The organism is Actinomycetospora sp., assembly GCF_036497585.1.
In the GTDB taxonomy this organism is placed as follows: Bacteria; Actinomycetota; Actinomycetes; order Mycobacteriales; family Pseudonocardiaceae; genus Actinomycetospora.
The window spans coordinates 15345-30479 of the sequence record NZ_DASXJD010000161.1; the positions used below are offsets into that span (position 1 = coordinate 15345).

The following is a 15135-nucleotide window of genomic DNA, read 5'->3' on the forward strand; positions in this document are numbered from 1 at the left end:
CCCGGCGACCACATCCGCTCACATGCCTGAGGGCCACACGATCCGCCGCCTCGCGGGCTCGCACGGGCGGCGCTTCCGCGGCCACGAGGTCGCGGTCAGCTCGCCGCAGGGCCGCTTCACCGCGGGCGCGGAGCTCGTCGACGGGCGCGTGCTGCGCTCCGTCGACGCCCACGGCAAGCACCTCTTCCACGTCTACGAGCCCGACCTCGTCGTCCACGTCCACCTCGGCCTCTACGGGAAGTTCTCCCTGACGGCGATCCCCGTCCACGGCGTGCCGGAGCCGGTGGGGCAGGTCCGCATGCGGATGGTCGGGAGTACCCACTTCGCCGACCTGCGCGGGGCCACCGCGTGCGAGGTGCTCACCGAGGACGAAGTGGCGGCGCTGCACGAGCGACTCGGCGCCGACCCGCTACGACGCGACGCGGACCCCGAGCAGGCGTGGCGGCGAATCTCCCGCTCCCGCTCGCCGATCGCGACGCTGCTCATGGACCAGTCGGTCATCGCCGGGGTCGGCAACGTCTACCGGGCCGAGGTGCTGTTCCGGCACGGGCTGGACCCGCTGGTCCCGGGGCGGGAGCTGGGCCGCCCGCGGTTCGACGCGGTGTGGGACGACCTGGTCGACCTGCTCGCCGACGGGGTGCGCCGCGGCTCGATCGACACCCTGCGCCCCGAGCACGCCGACCTGCGCTGCCACCACCCCGGCCGGCGCCACGACCGCACCTGCGGGCGACTCGTCTACGTGTACCGCCGCGCGGGTCTGCCGTGCCTGCTGTGCGGCACCGAGGTGGTCCGGCGCCCCCACGCGGCCCGGAACCTCTTCTGGTGCCCGACCTGTCAGAGCGCAACCTGAGCGAGGTGCTATAACGAGCAGGTCACTCGTCCGGGTGACATGTGAGGAGGCGGCCGGTGCGCTCCGTGGTCCTGCTGCGTTCGCGCCCGGGTCGGCCGCGGTGGCAACTGACGACCCGCCCGACGACGGCGGTCGTGCTCGGCCTGGTCTCGCTGGCCGCCGCCGGCGCGCAGCTCGCGCTCCTCTCCTCGCCGCCGCCCTGGTACCAACTCGCGGTGGCGGGCTTCTGGACGCTGGTCGGGCTCGCCTTCCTGGGCTCGGCCGCCGGGACGCGGGCTCGCCGTCGGCGCGCGGCGGCGGCCGCGCGGACCCGGGTACCGGTCGCGGAGATGCCGTTTGTCCCGGTGCCGGTCCGGCCCGCGCGGCCGCGGCGCCGGGAGGAGCGGGAGGGGGCGGGACCGTCCGGCGACGACGGATCGCAGGACGCGCCGGCGCCCCGGTCCGAGCCGGACACCGGGGCACCGACCGACGACCTCGCCGACGCCGTCCGGACCGCCGCCACCCCGATCGTGACGAGTGCGGTCCTCGCGAGCGCCCCGGACGGTGGTGGGCCGGCCGCTTCCAGCGGTGGGATGCCGAGACTGGCTGCACGCCTGGCCGCGCCCGTGCCCGCTCCCGCTCGCCCGCCGGCCGCGCCGCGCGCCGCGGAGACCGCCGTCGTCCCCGCCGGGCCCGCCCCGGCCGTCCCCGCGCCCCGGACCTCGACGACCGGGCCCCCCGCGGACGACCCCGACGAGCCCACCACCACGTTGCCGCGGACCCCGGGCCGCCACACCGGCGCGGGCTCGCGGGACCGGTACGCGGTGCGCGCCGTGCTGTCGGCGGAGTTCGCGGCGCGCGAGCTCGAGCAGGAGGCCGAGCGGATGCGCTCGGCCGGCGCGGGGGAGACCCTGCCGCTGCGCGACGGGCGGGTCCGCGACCGCCGGGCTGCGGCCGAGGCCCTCCCCGAGGGCGCCGCCCCCGACGGTGCCGTGCCCAGCCCACGCGCTGCGGCCGACGACCCGCCGTCGACGCCCACCCGCACGCAGCACCGACGGGCCCGCGGCTCGCGGCGGCGCCCCGACGAGACGACCGGCTCCCGACGGCGGGCCTCCCACGACGCGACCCATCGGCACCGTCCCGAGCCCCGGTCCGGCCGGCGCTCGCACGAGGACGGGCCCGAGGGCCCGGCGGCCGAGGAGTCGGTGGCGCGCCCGGCGCCTGACGAGCGGCCCGCGCCTGCGGCGGCCGAGGAGTCCGTGGCGCGCCCGAGCTCGCTGAGCTTCGGGGCCGGCGCCGCCGCCGCTCCTTTGGCCCGGTCGCCCCGCGATCGCGGGGAGGCGCGGGCGCCGCTCAGCGCGGAGGCGCGGACGCCCGAGCCCCGGGACCCGTCCTCGGACGGTCGCCCCACCCGCCGTCGCCCGGCCGACACCGGCCGGCACGCGCGGTCCGACGCGCCCGAGCAGCGCGTCTCCGGCGACGGCCACGGTGGCGCCCGTCGGGCCCGGCACGCCGCGTCGAGCTAGCGGCCCCGGCGTACGAACGGCCGGTTCGTGACCTTCAACGGTGACGAACCGGCCAGGGCCCGGATCTGCGCTAGCGTGGCACCGGACGAAGCGGACAGCACGCGGGGGCGACAATGTCGGAGCGGCAGTTCCTGGATCGCGCGTTCGAGTCGCCCCCGATCCCGGGCGAGCGGCCGTGGTGGGCTCGCGGCGCCGCGCCGGTGGTCGTCGTCGTGGTCATGGTGGCGTCGCTCCTGGCGCTGGCCCTGCTGATCTGAGGCGCCGCCGTGGCCGACGTCGAACGCATCCTGACCGCCGTGCGCGCGGCGTGCCTGGCGCTGCCGGAGGTCGTCGAGCGCCCGAGCCACGGGTCGCCCGCGTGGTTCGTCCGTGGGAAGAAGACGTTCGTGACGTTCGCCGACCGCGTCCACGGCGACCCGCACACCGCGATCTGGGCTGCCGCGCCGCCGGGAGTGACCGCCGAGCTGGTCGCCGCCGAACCGGCCCGGTTCTTCGTCCCGCCCTACGTCGGGCACCGCGGCTGGCTCGGCCTCCGTCTCGACCTCGCCGGCGAGGACGCCATCGACGAGACCGAGCTGGCCGGGATCGCCGCGGACGCCTTCCGGGCCGTCGCCCCGAAGACGCTCGCCCGCCTGCTCGACGCCTGACCGGGCGTCAGGTCGCGGCCACCGGTTCCGGGGCGTCGCCGCGGTCCTCGTCGGCCTCCGCCCGCAGCCGGCGCACCATCTCGGGCCGGGCCTCCATGTAGGCGGTCCCGCTCCGGGCGCCCCACAGGTAGGTCGCCAGCGAGAACGCCGCGACGACGACGGAGTCCCAGGGCGCGGGGAGCACGTGCGCGCCACCGAAGCTGCCGAGCGCCGACAGGATCGTCAGCCCCACCAGGTACACCACGAGCCACGTGCCCCCGGTCAGCTCCGCGACCGTCCGGCTCGAGCGCAGCCACACCACGGCGTACCAGACGATCCCCAGCCCGATGATCACCATGCCGATCCAGAGCTTCGACCAGGAGGTCCAGAACACCACCAGCGAGGACACCACGAACGCCGCCGGTGCGATCACGGTCATGCCCCGCAACCGGGTGTCGCGGCGGGTGAGCCCCGCCGCGCGGAACGCCACCAGCGACACCGCTCCGATCTGGAAGGTGAACGCCGCGATCGAGCCGGTCACGGAGATGATCGAGTGCCAGCTCGGCAGCGGGAGAAGGTAGGCCAGCCCGACGACGAAGTTCAGGACCAGCGCGCGGGCCGGCACCCCGCGGCGGTTGAGCGCCGTGAGCGAGTTCGGGAAGAACCCGTTCTTGGCCAGCCCGAACACGTTGCGCGAGTTCGACGCGGTGTAGACGATCCCCGACCCCGACGGCGAGAGCATCGAGTCCGCGATGAGGGTCCACGACAGCCAGGACAGGCCGAGGACCATCGCGAGGTTCGCGAACGGCGAGTCGAAGTTGACGCCGTGCCACCCGCCCCCGAGCAGCGACGCGGGCACCGCGCCGAGGAACGCGAGCTGCAGGCCCAGGTAGAGCACGATCGTCACGACGATGGTGGTGATGAGGGCCCGCGGCACGGTGTGGCGGGGGTTGCGGACCTCGCCGGAGAGCTCGATGACGTTCCGGAAGCCGGTGTAGGCGAACACCATCCCGCCGTCGCGATCGTCGAGAGCGCGGCCTCCCAGCCGTAGGGCGCGTACCCGCCGTGGTCGGTGAGGTTCGTCGAGTCGAACCCGGAGGCGATCAGCAGCACCACGGTCGTCGTCGGGATCAGGATCTTGATGGCGGTGACGACGGTGTTCGAGCGGGCGAAGAGCAGCACGCCGAACCAGTTGAGGGCCACGAAGACGGCCATGAGGACGACGGCGATGAGGATGCCGAGCCCGGTCAGGGACTTGCCGTCGTAGACGCCCGGCAGGTAGCTCGCGGCGTACTGCACGACGCCGGCGGCCTCGGTGGACGGGTTGCCGACGTAGCTGATCCACATCGCCCACCCGACGATGCCGGCGGTGAGGCCGCCGTGGGAGTACATCGGGTAGCGCACGAGCCCGCCCGACTCCGGCTTCGCCATCCCGAGCTCGGCGAACACCATGGCGACCAGCAGCATGAGCGCCCCGCCGATGACCCACGCGAGCAGGGCGGCGGGCCCGGCGTCCTGGGCGGCGTAGAGCGAGGAGAACAGCCACCCGGAGCCGATGACGCTGCCCAGGCCCGCCGCGAGCAGCGACCAGAACCCCAGGGCCTTGTGCAGCCCGGCGTCGGGCCGCCGTTCCCGGGTGACGGACGTCGTGCCGGCACTCGTGTCCGTCATGGGTCACCTCGTCACGGTGGGGTTCGGGGCGAGGGAGCACTACCCGTTCGAGCACCACTGCTCACACCGAGCTCACACCTCGTCGACGCATCGTGACGGGTGGCGGCGGGATCCCGCTCCGAAGAGCGGGGCGACGAGCTGTCCGGGGGACACCCGCAGGAGGCTTCCCGACGACGGCGCGGCGGGCTGCGGAGCCGCGGGCGCGGGGGCCGGCGCCGCCACCGCGGCGGCGACGAGCCGCGCGATCGCGGCCTGCCCGTCGGCGTTCGGCGCTCCGCTGCGCAGCGGGTCGGGTCCGCCGAACCGCGTGATCCAGGGCCGCGAGGCGCAGGCGCTGTGCGCGACGAAGGCCGCGCGGACGTCGAGTGTTGTCCGGATCGGGCCGGTACAGAAGATTCGTCCTTCGACCGGATGACGGCTGGACCTCGACCATGGTCGAGGGTGCAGGGTCACCGTCATGGAGCCCGACGCCGCGCCGCTGCCCGACGACTGGACGACCGCCCTCGCCGTCGCCGCCCACCCCGACGACCTCGAGTACGGGGTGTCCGCGGCCGTCGCCGCGTGGACCGCCGCGGGCAGGCGGGTGGCGTACCTGCTGGTCACGCGCGGCGAGGCGGGGATCGCGACGATGCCCCCCGACGCCGCGGGGCCCGCCCGGGAGGCTGAGGAGCGGGCGAGCGCGGCGGAGGTCGGGGTCGAGGACGTGCGGTTCCTCGACCACCCCGACGGCGTCGTCGTCGAGGGCGTGGCGCTGCGTCGTGACATCGCCCGGGTCGTCAGGCAGGTGCGCCCCGAGCTGGTGGTCGCGCTGAACCACGCGGAGCGCTGGCCGGGGCCCGACGGCCAGCCCGTTGGCTGGAACTCGGCCGACCACCGCGCGGTCGGTCGGGCGACGATCGACGCCGTGGGTGAGGCGGGCAACCGCTGGCTCCACCCCGAGCTCGCCGCGGAGGGCCTCGAGCCGCACGAGGTGCGCCACCTCGTCGTCGGGCACTCGCCCACGGGGCGGCACGCCGTCGACGTCACCGGCCACGTGGAGCGGGCGATCGCCTCGCTGACCTGCCACCGGTGCTACCTGGAGGCCCTCGACGACCGCCCGGTCGCCGACCAGGCCCGCGACGTCGTCACCCGGATGGTCGGCGGCGACACCGACCGCCCGCGCGTGTCGTTCGAGCTGGTGTTCTAGGCCGCGCTCCCGCGGCGCGACAACAGCTCGTACCAGTCGAGGAACGACGCGACCGAGGCCTCGACGACCGGCGAGAGCGGCCCCGGCCGATAGCCGCGGGACGCGACGCCGGCGTAGGTCGCCTCGCAGAGCGCCCAGTCCTGCTCCGAGGTGGCCCGCCACACCGCGGCGAGCGCGTCGACGTCGCCGTCGTCCAGCTGCGCGTCCACGTCGACGAGGAAGCAGACCTCGACGTCGGTGGTCCCGGTGTCGACCGGAGTGAGCCGGGTGGTCATCGCGTAGTCGGCGTTGGCGTGCGCCCACAGGTTCGGCAGCCCGACGACGCGCAGCGACCCGACGTCGGGGTCGGGCAGTGTCCCCATCACCGGCGCGACCAGGCCGCCGTCCAGGGTCTCCGTCGTGAACCCCTCGCGCAGCGGCAGCCGCGTGAAGCGGTACCAGGACCCCCCGGGGAAGCTGACCTCGTCGGTGGCGAGGCCGCGCGCCGCCCACCGGGCGCGGGCCTCCGCGAGGGCGGCGTCGTAGCGCGGGTTCAGCCGCACGTCGCCGTGGGTGCCCTGCTCGAAGTTGGACAGCGAGAACTCCGGGTGGCTGCCGCGACAGTGGTAGCACTCGCGGTTGTTCTCGACGAGCGTCTTCCAGTTCGCGGCCACGCGGTAGTGGTCGCGGGCCACGATGCGCGCCTGCTCGAGCCCGTGCGGGCCGAGGTGGCGCGCCGCGGCGTCGGCGAACCCGTCGAACTCCGGCGCCTCGTCGGGCGTGGCCGCGGGGCAGACGAACACCAGCCCCGCGGTCTCCCGCACCGCGACCGGGGCGAGCCGCACACCGGCCGTCGTGAACTGGTCGCCCATCAGTCGGGCCGAGCGCAGGCAGCCGTCGAGCCCGTAGACCCACTGGTGGTACGGGCAGACGAACGCCTTCGCGGTGCCGCGCTCGGCGGTCGTGACGCGGGAGCCGCGGTGCGCGCAGACGTCGTGGTGGGCGCGCAGGGTGCCGTCGAGGTCGCGCACGACGATCGCCTGGTCGCGCCCGAGCGCGATCCGGAACCAGTCGCCGGGGCCGAGCTCGCAGGAGTGCCCCGCGAAGGTCCAGTGTCGGGCGAAGACGTGCTCGAGGTCGGCGGCGAAGACGTCGGGGTCGGTGTAGGCGGCCTGGGGGAGGGTGTAGTGCAGGTCAGACATGGAACCGGCGGCCGAAGTGCGGGTCGAGCAGGGCGGGCCGGTCGAGGGTGAAGGTGTCGACGGGGTGCCGGCTGCGGCCCGCCGTCGCGAGCTCGGCGAGGATCCGGCCGATCAGGGAGGCGAACTTGAACGCGTGGCCGGCCCCGACAGCGACGTGGACGTTCGGCGCCTCGGGCACCGTGTCGATGACGAAGTGCTGGTCCGGCGGGATCGTGTAGAGGCAGGTCTTGGTGTAGAGCTCGGGGCCGCCGAAGCCGGGGACGTGGTCGGCGAGGAACTCCTCCTGGCGCTTGCGCCGCAGCGGGTCGGCCTCGAACGTGCGGGAGTCGGCGGTGACCTCGTGGCCGCCCATGTGCTGGCCGAGCTTCGTCGCGACCTCGCCGTAGACCGGGAAGCCGTAGAAGTTCTCGGCGCCGTGCCACATGAAGACGGGGAACTTCTCCGGGGAGAAGTCGAGCAGGTTCGGGGTGGCGTAGTAGGTGACCTGCTCCTGCAGCACGGTGAGGGGGAGCTCGCGTCCGACACCCTCGAGGACCTCGTTGGTGCGGGCGTCGGCGGTGACGATCACCTGCTCGGCGCGGTAGACCTCGTCGTCGGTGACGACCTCCACGCCGTCGCGCGTCGGGTGCAGCGCGCGGACCGGGGTGTCCTGCTCGACGTGGGCGCCGTGGCCCCGAGCGAGGGCGACGTGGGTGGCGTTGGCGCGGCGCGCGTCGACGATGCCGGAGCGCTGCTGGTAGATCGCCTGCTCGCTGCCGGCGAGGCGGAACTGGGGCCAGCGCGCGGCGACGGCCGTCGCGTCCAGCTCCTCGATCGGGACGCCGTGGCGGGCGGCGACGGCGCGGTAGCCGTCCATGTTGCGGGTGCCGGTGTCGGCGTGCGCGCGCGCGTCGACGTCCTCGATCACCAGCCCGCCGGTCTCGGTGACCAGCTGCTGCCCGGAGACGCGCTCGACGTCGTGCCAGGTGTCGTAGGCCGCGGGAGCGAGGGCGGCGTACGCGTCCTGGTGCTGGGCGTAGCGGATGATGCGGCTGTGGTCCTGACTGGCGCCGCGGTCGTGGCCGAGGTGGTGGGCCTCGAGGCCGAGCACGGCGCCGTCCCTGCTCCCGGCGGCCCGGGCCAGCCAGTAGAGGGCGGCGGACCCGAGGCCGCCGCACCCGACGACGACGTAGCGGTGGTCGCGATTCATGTGAGCGGATGCGCTCCCTGATCGGGGATCGTGATGTGTCCACCCTGGTCGGCGGCATGCGCTCGTGGTGGGGATCGGTGATCGGCGCTCTGACTGCTGTGAGAAGGCCGGGCTTATCAGCTCGCTAACGAACGTCGATCGAGTTGCTCCGGCCGGACGGCGTCCTCGGTCACGGTCCGGTGCTGCTCGCGGGTCATCGGGTCACTCCTCGCCGGGACAGGGCACGATCGTGGGCATGGATCTGGAGCTCCGGCAGCTGCGGACGTTCCTCGCCGTCGCCGCCGAGCTGCACTTCAGCCGCGCCGCGCGCCGGCTGCACGTCAGCCAACCCGCGCTCTCCCAGCAGATTCGGGCGCTGGAACGCACCCTCGGGACGGCGCTCTTCGACCGCTCCAGCCGCGCCACCGAGCTCACCCCCGCCGGGCAGGTCCTGCTCGACGCCGCGCCCCGGGTGCTGTACGAGGCCGAGCGCGCGCAGACGCTGGTCACCCAGGCCGCGAACGGCGCCGTCGGGCTGCTCACCGTCGGCTCGGTCGGCACCGCGCTCGCCTCGATCACGCCGCGCATCCTCCGGTCGATGCGGGCCCGCTTCCCGGACCTGCAGCTCGAGGTCAATCAGCAGGACACCTCCGCCCAGCTCGTCGCCATCGCCGACGGCCGCCTCGACGTCGGCCTGGTGCGCGCCGCGGCCTCCACCGAAGCGGTGGCGGTCGAGCACCTCGTCGCCGAGCCCCTGCTCGCCGCGCTGCCCGCCGACCACCCGCTCGCCGACGGCACCGAGATCGTGCCGGAGGCCCTCGCCGACGAGCCGTTCGTGCTCTGGCCGCGCCCGTTGGGCCGCGCCTTCTTCGACATCATCGTCGGCTATTGCCTCGAGCACGGCTTCAGCCCTCGCATCGTGGCCGAGGGCGCGGACATCGAGACCCAGCTCGGCCTGGTCGCGGCCGGTCTCGGGGTGTCGCTGCAGCCCTCCTACTACGCGAACCTCCGCCCGCCCGGCGTCGTCTTCCTGCCCCTGACCGGCGAGGTGCCGCAGGTCGCGCTGCAGGTCGCGTGGCGGCGCACCGACCGCTCCCCGGCGGTCATGCACTTCGTCGAGGCGGCCAAGGAGTGCGCGCAGCCGGCCTGAGCAGCTCACTCCTATCTGACAGCCCACTTCCGTTTCCGGTGCTACCGTCGGGGAGGTCGGACCGCCCCCCGACCACCGAGGAGTCCCCATGGCCAGCGCGCAGACACCGGTGCCGCCCCTGCACATGCGCCGTGACCGCTTCGACCCGCCCGCCGAGATGGCCGGGTTCCGCGAGCGGCCGGGCCTCGCCCAGGTCACCACCCCTCTCGGCCGCCCGGCCTGGCTGGTCACGCGCTACGAGGACGCCCGCGAGGTCCTCGGCGACGCCACCCGGTTCTCCAGCGCCGGCCTGCCGGTGGTCCCGGTGCCCGGCGCGACGCCCGAGGAGCAGCGCTCGGGCAACCTGCTCATGCTCGACCCGCCCGAGCACACGCGGCTGCGGCGGCTGCTCACCGGCGAGTTCACCGTCAAGCGGATCCGGCGGCTCCAGCCGCGGATCGCCGAGATCGTCGACGCCCACCTCGACGCGATGGCCCAGGCCGGCCCGCCCGCCGACCTCGTGCCCGACTTCGCGCTCCCGGTTCCCAGCCTCGTCATCTGCGAGCTGCTCGGGGTGCCCTACTCCGACCGCGCCGAGTTCCACGGCCGCGCCGCGAAGCAGCTCGACCTCACCCGCCCGATGGAGGAGCGCGGGAAGGTCGCGATGGAGTCGCGGGCCTACATGGGTGACCTGGTCGACCGTGCCCTGGCCGAGCCCGGCCACGACATGCTCGGCATGCTCGTGCGCGAGCACGGCGACGACCTCACCCGCACCGAGCTCGTCGGCGTCGCCTCGCTGCTGCTCATCGCCGGCCACGAGACCACCGCGAACATGCTCGCCATCGGCACGCTCGCCCTGCTGCGCAACCCTGAGCAGGCTGCGATGGTGCGCGACGACCCCGCGGTCACCGCCCCCGCCGTCGAGGAGCTGATGCGCTACCTGTCGGTGGTGCACAGCGGGGTGCCCCGCGTGGCCACGACCACCACCGAGGTCGCGGGGCAGGCCGTGGCGCCGGGCGACGTGCTCGTCGTCTCCCTCCCCGCCGCGGACCGCGACCGGGCCCTCGTCGAGGACCCGGACCGCCTCGACGTCGGGCGCGCCGCGAGCCACCACGTCGCGTTCGGGCACGGCGTCCACCACTGCCTCGGCGCCCCGCTCGCGCGGATGGAGATGGCGACCGCCTTCCCCGCGCTCCTGCGACGGTTCCCGACGCTGGCCCCGGCGATCCCGTTCGACGATGTCGACTTCCGGTCGGCCAGCTTGGTCCACGGCCTGCGGAGCCTGCCGATCACCTGGTGAGATCGACCCGTCCCACACCGACACCACCGGGAGAGGACCCCACCCCCATGAAGATCAAGGCCGACCGTGACGTCTGCATCGGCGCGGGCAACTGCGTGCTCGCCGCCGAGAACGTCTTCGACCAGGACGACGACGCGATCGTCGTGATCCTCGAGGAGAGCCCGGAGGGCAAGGACGCGGACGCCGCGCGCAACGCCGTCGGGTCCTGCCCCTCAGGAGCTCTCTCGATCGAGGAATGAGGAGAAATCCCCGGTCAGGGCGCCGACGCTGCTAGATTCACGGGCCGTGACCGGGCCGGGCCTCTCGTCGCGGCCGCTGCGTGCGGACGCGTTGCGCAATCACCGCGCGATCGTCGCTGCGGCGCGGGAGGCGTTCGAGCAGGTCGGTCCCGAGGTACCGCTCGAGGACGTCGCCCGGCGCGCCGGCGTCGGCCCCTCCACCCTCTACCGGCGCTTCGCCGGACGCGACGAGCTCGTCGCTGCGGTGTTCGCCGAGTACTTCGAGGAGGCCGTCGAGCCACTACTGGCCCGGGCCGCGGTCGACGACGACCCGTGGGGCGCGGTGGTCCGGGTGGTCGAGGAGATCGCCCGCGCGCTGCACCACCGGCAGGGGATCCTGCGGGCCGCCAAGGACTCCGGCGCCTTCACCACCGAGGTGGCGCTGCGCTTCATCGGCCCACTCTCCGACCTCGTCACCCGGGCCCGGGCTGCCGGGGTGCTGCGCCCCGACGCCGAGGCGCGCGACATCCCCGCCGCGGCCGTCATGGTCGTCGCCACGGCCGCCCCCTTCGGCGAGGACGTGCGGCCCGACCGCTGGGAGCGCTACCGCACCTTCGTGCTCGACGCCCTCGCCGCCGAGGGTCACCGCTCGACGCTGCCCGCGCTCGACCCGCCGCCGACCAGCGAGGTCGCCGAGCGCCTCGCCGGCGCCTTCGCCGCCGCCGGTGCAGCGCACGCGGGCCCGAGCGAGACCGACCCGTCCCACCCGAGCACGTCCACACCGCGGAGAGCTGAGTGACCGGTACGGCGCCCCCGGCCCGCCCGAATCCCCTGCGATGGACGCTGCGTGGCGACGGCCGGGCGCCGGGCCCCGGCGAGGTGGTGCGGCCCGAGGAGCGGATGAGCTGGGGCCGCACCGTCGGCCTCGGCATGCAGCACGTCCTCGCGATGTTCGGGGCGACCTTCGTCTTCCCCGTGCTCATGGGGCTCGACCCCAATCTCGCGATCCTGCTCTCCGGGCTCGCGACGATGCTCTTCCTGCTCATGACGCGCGGGCGCGTGCCGAGCTATCTCGGGACCAGCGCCTCGTTCGTCGGGGCGGTCGCCGCGGTGCGGGCCGGCGGCGGGACCAGCGCCGAGGTCACCGGGGCGATCGCGCTGACCGGCGTGGTGCTCGCCCTCGTCGGCCTCGCCGTGCACCTCGGTGGCGCCCGGACGATCTCGGCGATCCTGCCGCCGGCGGTCACCGGCGCCGTGGTGCTGCTCATCGGTCTCAACCTGGCCCCGGTGGTCGCCGGCACCTACTGGCCCCAGGACCAGGGCGTCGCGCTGGTGACGATGCTGGTCGTCATGGTCGTGGCGGTGGCGGGCCGGGGGATGCTCGGCCGGCTGGCCGTCCTCGTGGGACTCGTCGTGGGCTACCTGCTCTCCGCCCTGCTCGACGCCACGCTCGGGCCGATCACCGCGGCGAACGCGTCCGGGATCGTCTCAACCCACCCGCGGCTCGACCTGTCCAAGGTCGCCGACGCGCCGTGGGTCGGCCTGCCGTTCGGCACCCCCGACGCCCCTGGCCTGCACCTGCCCGCCTTCAGCGGATCGGCGATCGTCCTCGTCGTCCCCGTCGTCGTCGCGCTGATCGCCGAGAACACCGGGCACGTCAAGGCCGTCGCGTCGATGACCCGCGAGGAGCTCGACCCCTACCTCGGTCGCGCGCTGGCCGCGGACGGCATCGCGACCGCGGTGGCCGGGGCGGTCGGCGGCTCCCCGACCACGACCTACGCGGAGAACATCGGCGTCATGGCCGCGACGCGGGTGTACTCGACCGCGGCCTATTGGGTGGCCGCGCTCGTCGCGGTCCTCATCGGCTTCTGCCCCAAGTTCGGGGCGGTCGTGGCGGCGACGCCGGGCGGGGTGCTGGGCGGCATCACCGTGGTGCTCTACGGGATGATCGGCCTGCTCGGCGCCCGTATCTGGGTGGAGAACCGCGTGGACTTCTCCCGGCCCGAGGTGCTCGTCCCGCTTGCCGCGGGCATCGTCATCGGGGTCGGCGGGGTGGCGTACAGGTTCTCCGGCGGCGAGTTCGGCGGGATCGCGCTGGGCACCGTCGTCGTCGTGGTGGGCTACCACGCGCTGCGCCGGCTCGCGCCCGGCCGCGGGGGTCCCGACGACGGGTCCGGCCCGGCGGCGTCCGATCCCACACCGGCCGTCACGCGCGAGGACGTCAGCTCGGCGGATCCTCCAGGCCCCGCAGCAGAGCGGTGAGGGTCCGGCCGAACAGGTCGTCCGGCACGCTCTCGCGGCGCAGCCGGCGCTCCTGCACGAGGCCCTGGTAGAGGGCGGACACGACGGCGGCGACCTCGGCGTCCCCGAGCGACCACGTCACCCCGCGGCGCTCCCGCTCGGCGGCCACGAGCCCGGTGACGACCTCCTGGACGCGGGCCTGGTGCGCGGCGAGGCCCGCGCCGAACTCCGCGGAGCGCACCGCGTAGAGCCACGCCTCCGCGCCGAGCAGCGGGAGGTGGTCGGAGTCGGCCTCCTCGCACAGCCGGCGGTCCAGCGCGGGCAGCACCGCATCGAACCCGTCGGTGAGCTCGGCCTCGGCGAGGGCGATCTCGCGGTCCGCGCGGCGCTCGAGCAGGGCGAGGAAGAGCTTCTCCTTGCTGGTGAAGTGCGCGTACACCGAGCCCACCGACACCCCGGCGCGCTTGGCGATCTCCTCGACGGAGGCGGCGCCGTAGCCGCGGTCGGCGAACACCGCCAGGCCGGCGTCGAGGAGGTTCTCGTGGGTCCGGGCCTTGGCCGCGGCGCGCGAGCCGACGCGGCGCGGCTGCTCGCCCTCGGGCGCGTCGACGGACATGCGCCCATTGTCGCGGTCGGAGGTCCGCGGACGACCCGGCCGGGCCGGTGACGTTCGGGGAGGATGATCGGGCGGGTGGCTGATGGCTCGAGCATCACCCACCCGCTCGGCTCCGCCCCGGGGCCGACTCCCTAGAGCAGGCCGCCCGCGCCCACCAAGCCGCCGACGAGGCCCTCGGTGGTGACCCCGTGGTGACCCCGGGGTGCGCCCGTTCCCGTGCCCTCCGCCGTTGACTTCTCCTCCTCCTTGGTCCTATCTTCGTACTCAACCGGAACGTTGAATTAGGCCAGGTGATCGCGGTGGACGACTCGCTCTCCCGGGTGTTCGCCGCACTGGCCGACCCGATCCGGCGCGACATCGTCGCCCGCCTGAGCGCGGACGACGCCACCGTGACGGAGCTCGCGGCGCCCTACGACGTGAGCCTCCAGGCCGTCTCGAAGCACCTCGCCGTGCTCGAGACCGCCGGTCTGATCAGCCGCCGCAAGGACGGCCAGCAGCGCTGGGCGCACCTCGAGGTCGACGTGTTCGACCTGCTCACCGGCTGGATCGACCGCTACCGCCGACGCGCCGAGCTGCGCTACCAGCGGCTCGACGCGGTGCTCGCCGACATGACCCCACCCGACGCCACCGATCACCGGAGTGACCCGTGAACACCACCCTCGCCACCAGCATCACCGCCGACCCGATGGTTCCCGCCATCCGCATCATCCGCGAGTTCGACGCGCCGCCGGCGGCGGTCTACCGCGCCCACGTCGACCCCGAGCTCGTCGTCCGCTGGCTCGGCCCGCGCCGGCTCACGATGACGATCCAGCGGTGGGACGCGCAGACCGGCGGCGGCTACCGCTACACCCACGTCGGGGAGGACCGGACCGAGCACCACTTCTTCGGGTCGTTCCACGAGCTGCGTGAGGGCGAGCGCATCGTGCAGACCTTCACCTACGAGGGGTTCCCGGACGCCGTCGCGATCGAGACGATGACCTTCGTCGAGCTCCCCGGCGGGCGGACCCGGCTCGAGGCCTTCTCGCTCGGCGAGTCCTTCGAGGTCCGCGACGCGATGCTCGAGAGCGGGATGGAGGAGGGTGTCGTCCAGGGCTACGAGCGCCTGGACGAGGTGCTGGCCGGCTCCACCGCGTGAGTCCGACGCCGGCGGGTTGGGCCGAAGGGGCCTGTACGGGGTCGAGGGACCGCGGAATTGTCACGTGCAGTGGCTTTACCGTTGGGTTACCAGGTCCGGGCCCGTCGGCAGTCGGAGACCAGCATGACCAGGACCGCACCGGTGCGGGCTGCTCCGGGGAACCCGCCGACGGGACTAGATGAATGAGTCCGATTAGATCTTGGGGTGTGTCGTTCACCTGAACGTGGGCGGAGGGCGCCAAAGGTCATTGTGTGACGAACGACCGTGACGCCCTCCTGACCGCACTCTATGTCCACCTCGAGGATCGTG

17 protein-coding genes are annotated in these 15135 nt (G+C 74.3%); 12 read left to right on the forward strand and 5 right to left on the reverse strand.

Annotation, left to right across the window (positions count from 1 at the left end; genetic code table 11):
* The first annotated feature begins 22 nt into the window (after positions 1 to 22).
* The 4 genes from VGH76_RS15675 to VGH76_RS15690 all read left to right on the forward strand — a co-directional run bounded on the left by VGH76_RS15675 (position 23) and on the right by VGH76_RS15690 (position 3002).
* Positions 23 to 850, forward strand: a complete 828-nt coding sequence (locus VGH76_RS15675) for an Fpg/Nei family DNA glycosylase (protein WP_331557619.1) — start codon at positions 23 to 25, stop codon at positions 848 to 850.
* Between the two features lie 56 nt (positions 851 to 906).
* Complete coding sequence (locus VGH76_RS15680) at positions 907 to 2355, forward strand: hypothetical protein (protein ID WP_331557620.1); 1449 nt, start codon at positions 907 to 909, stop codon at positions 2353 to 2355.
* Positions 2356 to 2468: 113 nt separating this feature from the next.
* Entirely contained in the window at positions 2469 to 2612 is a 144-nt protein-coding gene (locus VGH76_RS15685) for a hypothetical protein (protein WP_331557621.1), read from the forward strand.
* 9 nt (positions 2613 to 2621) lie between these two features.
* Positions 2622 to 3002: an MmcQ/YjbR family DNA-binding protein gene (locus VGH76_RS15690; RefSeq protein ID WP_331557622.1), complete on the forward strand. Its 381-nt coding sequence runs from the start codon at positions 2622 to 2624 to the stop codon at positions 3000 to 3002.
* 7 nt (positions 3003 to 3009) lie between these two features.
* Here VGH76_RS15690 and VGH76_RS15695 read toward each other — a convergent pair whose 3' ends face one another.
* Positions 3010 to 3990 carry an APC family permease gene (locus VGH76_RS15695; RefSeq protein WP_331557623.1) on the reverse strand — a complete coding sequence of 327 codons (981 nt, stop codon included), beginning with the start codon at positions 3988 to 3990 and terminating at the stop codon, positions 3010 to 3012.
* Positions 3885 to 4652, reverse strand: coding sequence for an APC family permease (locus VGH76_RS15700; protein WP_331557624.1), 768 nt, complete (start codon positions 4650 to 4652; stop codon positions 3885 to 3887). The genes VGH76_RS15695 and VGH76_RS15700 overlap by 106 nt, the downstream gene beginning before the upstream one ends.
* A gap of 457 nt (positions 4653 to 5109) precedes the next feature.
* On the opposite strand from VGH76_RS15700, the gene VGH76_RS15705 reads away from it, so the two are divergent.
* On the forward strand, positions 5110 to 5838 hold the full coding sequence (locus VGH76_RS15705) for a PIG-L deacetylase family protein (RefSeq protein WP_331557625.1): 729 nt from the start codon (positions 5110 to 5112) through the stop codon (positions 5836 to 5838).
* Here the strand turns inward: VGH76_RS15705 and VGH76_RS15710 are convergent.
* Complete coding sequence (locus VGH76_RS15710; protein ID WP_331557626.1) at positions 5835 to 7019, reverse strand: aromatic ring-hydroxylating dioxygenase subunit alpha; 1185 nt, start codon at positions 7017 to 7019, stop codon at positions 5835 to 5837. The genes VGH76_RS15705 and VGH76_RS15710 overlap by 4 nt on opposite strands.
* Positions 7012 to 8208, reverse strand: coding sequence for an N-methyl-L-tryptophan oxidase (solA, locus tag VGH76_RS15715; RefSeq protein ID WP_331557627.1), 1197 nt, complete (start codon positions 8206 to 8208; stop codon positions 7012 to 7014). Before solA ends, VGH76_RS15710 begins: the two co-directional genes overlap by 8 nt.
* Positions 8209 to 8443: 235 nt before the next feature.
* Here solA and VGH76_RS15720 point away from each other — a divergent pair, with 235 nt between their 5' ends.
* The 5 genes from VGH76_RS15720 (at position 8444) to VGH76_RS15740 (ending at position 13096) form a co-directional block, all read left to right on the forward strand.
* Entirely contained in the window at positions 8444 to 9337 is an 894-nt protein-coding gene (locus VGH76_RS15720; protein WP_331557628.1) for a LysR family transcriptional regulator, read from the forward strand.
* An 88-nt stretch (positions 9338 to 9425) separates the two neighbouring features.
* Positions 9426 to 10616 (forward strand): cytochrome P450, encoded by a 1191-nt coding sequence (locus tag VGH76_RS15725; RefSeq protein ID WP_331557629.1) that lies wholly within the window; start codon positions 9426 to 9428, stop codon positions 10614 to 10616.
* 47 nt (positions 10617 to 10663) lie between these two features.
* Positions 10664 to 10855: a ferredoxin gene (locus VGH76_RS15730; protein WP_331557630.1), complete on the forward strand. Its 192-nt coding sequence runs from the start codon at positions 10664 to 10666 to the stop codon at positions 10853 to 10855.
* 46 nt (positions 10856 to 10901) lie between these two features.
* Positions 10902 to 11633 carry a helix-turn-helix domain-containing protein gene (locus VGH76_RS15735; RefSeq protein WP_331557631.1) on the forward strand — a complete coding sequence of 244 codons (732 nt, stop codon included), beginning with the start codon at positions 10902 to 10904 and terminating at the stop codon, positions 11631 to 11633.
* Positions 11630 to 13096, forward strand: coding sequence for a uracil-xanthine permease family protein (locus tag VGH76_RS15740; protein WP_331557632.1), 1467 nt, complete (start codon positions 11630 to 11632; stop codon positions 13094 to 13096). The genes VGH76_RS15735 and VGH76_RS15740 overlap by 4 nt, the downstream gene beginning before the upstream one ends.
* Here VGH76_RS15740 and VGH76_RS15745 read toward each other — a convergent pair.
* Positions 13056 to 13691 carry a TetR/AcrR family transcriptional regulator gene (locus VGH76_RS15745; protein ID WP_331557633.1) on the reverse strand — a complete coding sequence of 212 codons (636 nt, stop codon included), beginning with the start codon at positions 13689 to 13691 and terminating at the stop codon, positions 13056 to 13058. The two genes, VGH76_RS15740 and VGH76_RS15745, sit on opposite strands and share 41 nt — an antisense overlap.
* A 299-nt stretch (positions 13692 to 13990) precedes the next feature.
* On the opposite strand from VGH76_RS15745, the gene VGH76_RS15750 reads away from it, so the two are divergent.
* Both VGH76_RS15750 and VGH76_RS15755 read left to right on the forward strand, forming a co-directional pair.
* On the forward strand, positions 13991 to 14341 hold the full coding sequence (locus VGH76_RS15750) for a metalloregulator ArsR/SmtB family transcription factor (RefSeq protein WP_331557635.1): 351 nt from the start codon (positions 13991 to 13993) through the stop codon (positions 14339 to 14341).
* Positions 14338 to 14826 (forward strand): SRPBCC family protein, encoded by a 489-nt coding sequence (locus VGH76_RS15755; RefSeq protein WP_331557634.1) that lies wholly within the window; start codon positions 14338 to 14340, stop codon positions 14824 to 14826. Before VGH76_RS15750 ends, VGH76_RS15755 begins: the two co-directional genes overlap by 4 nt.
* The last annotated feature ends 309 nt before the right edge of the window (positions 14827 to 15135 follow it).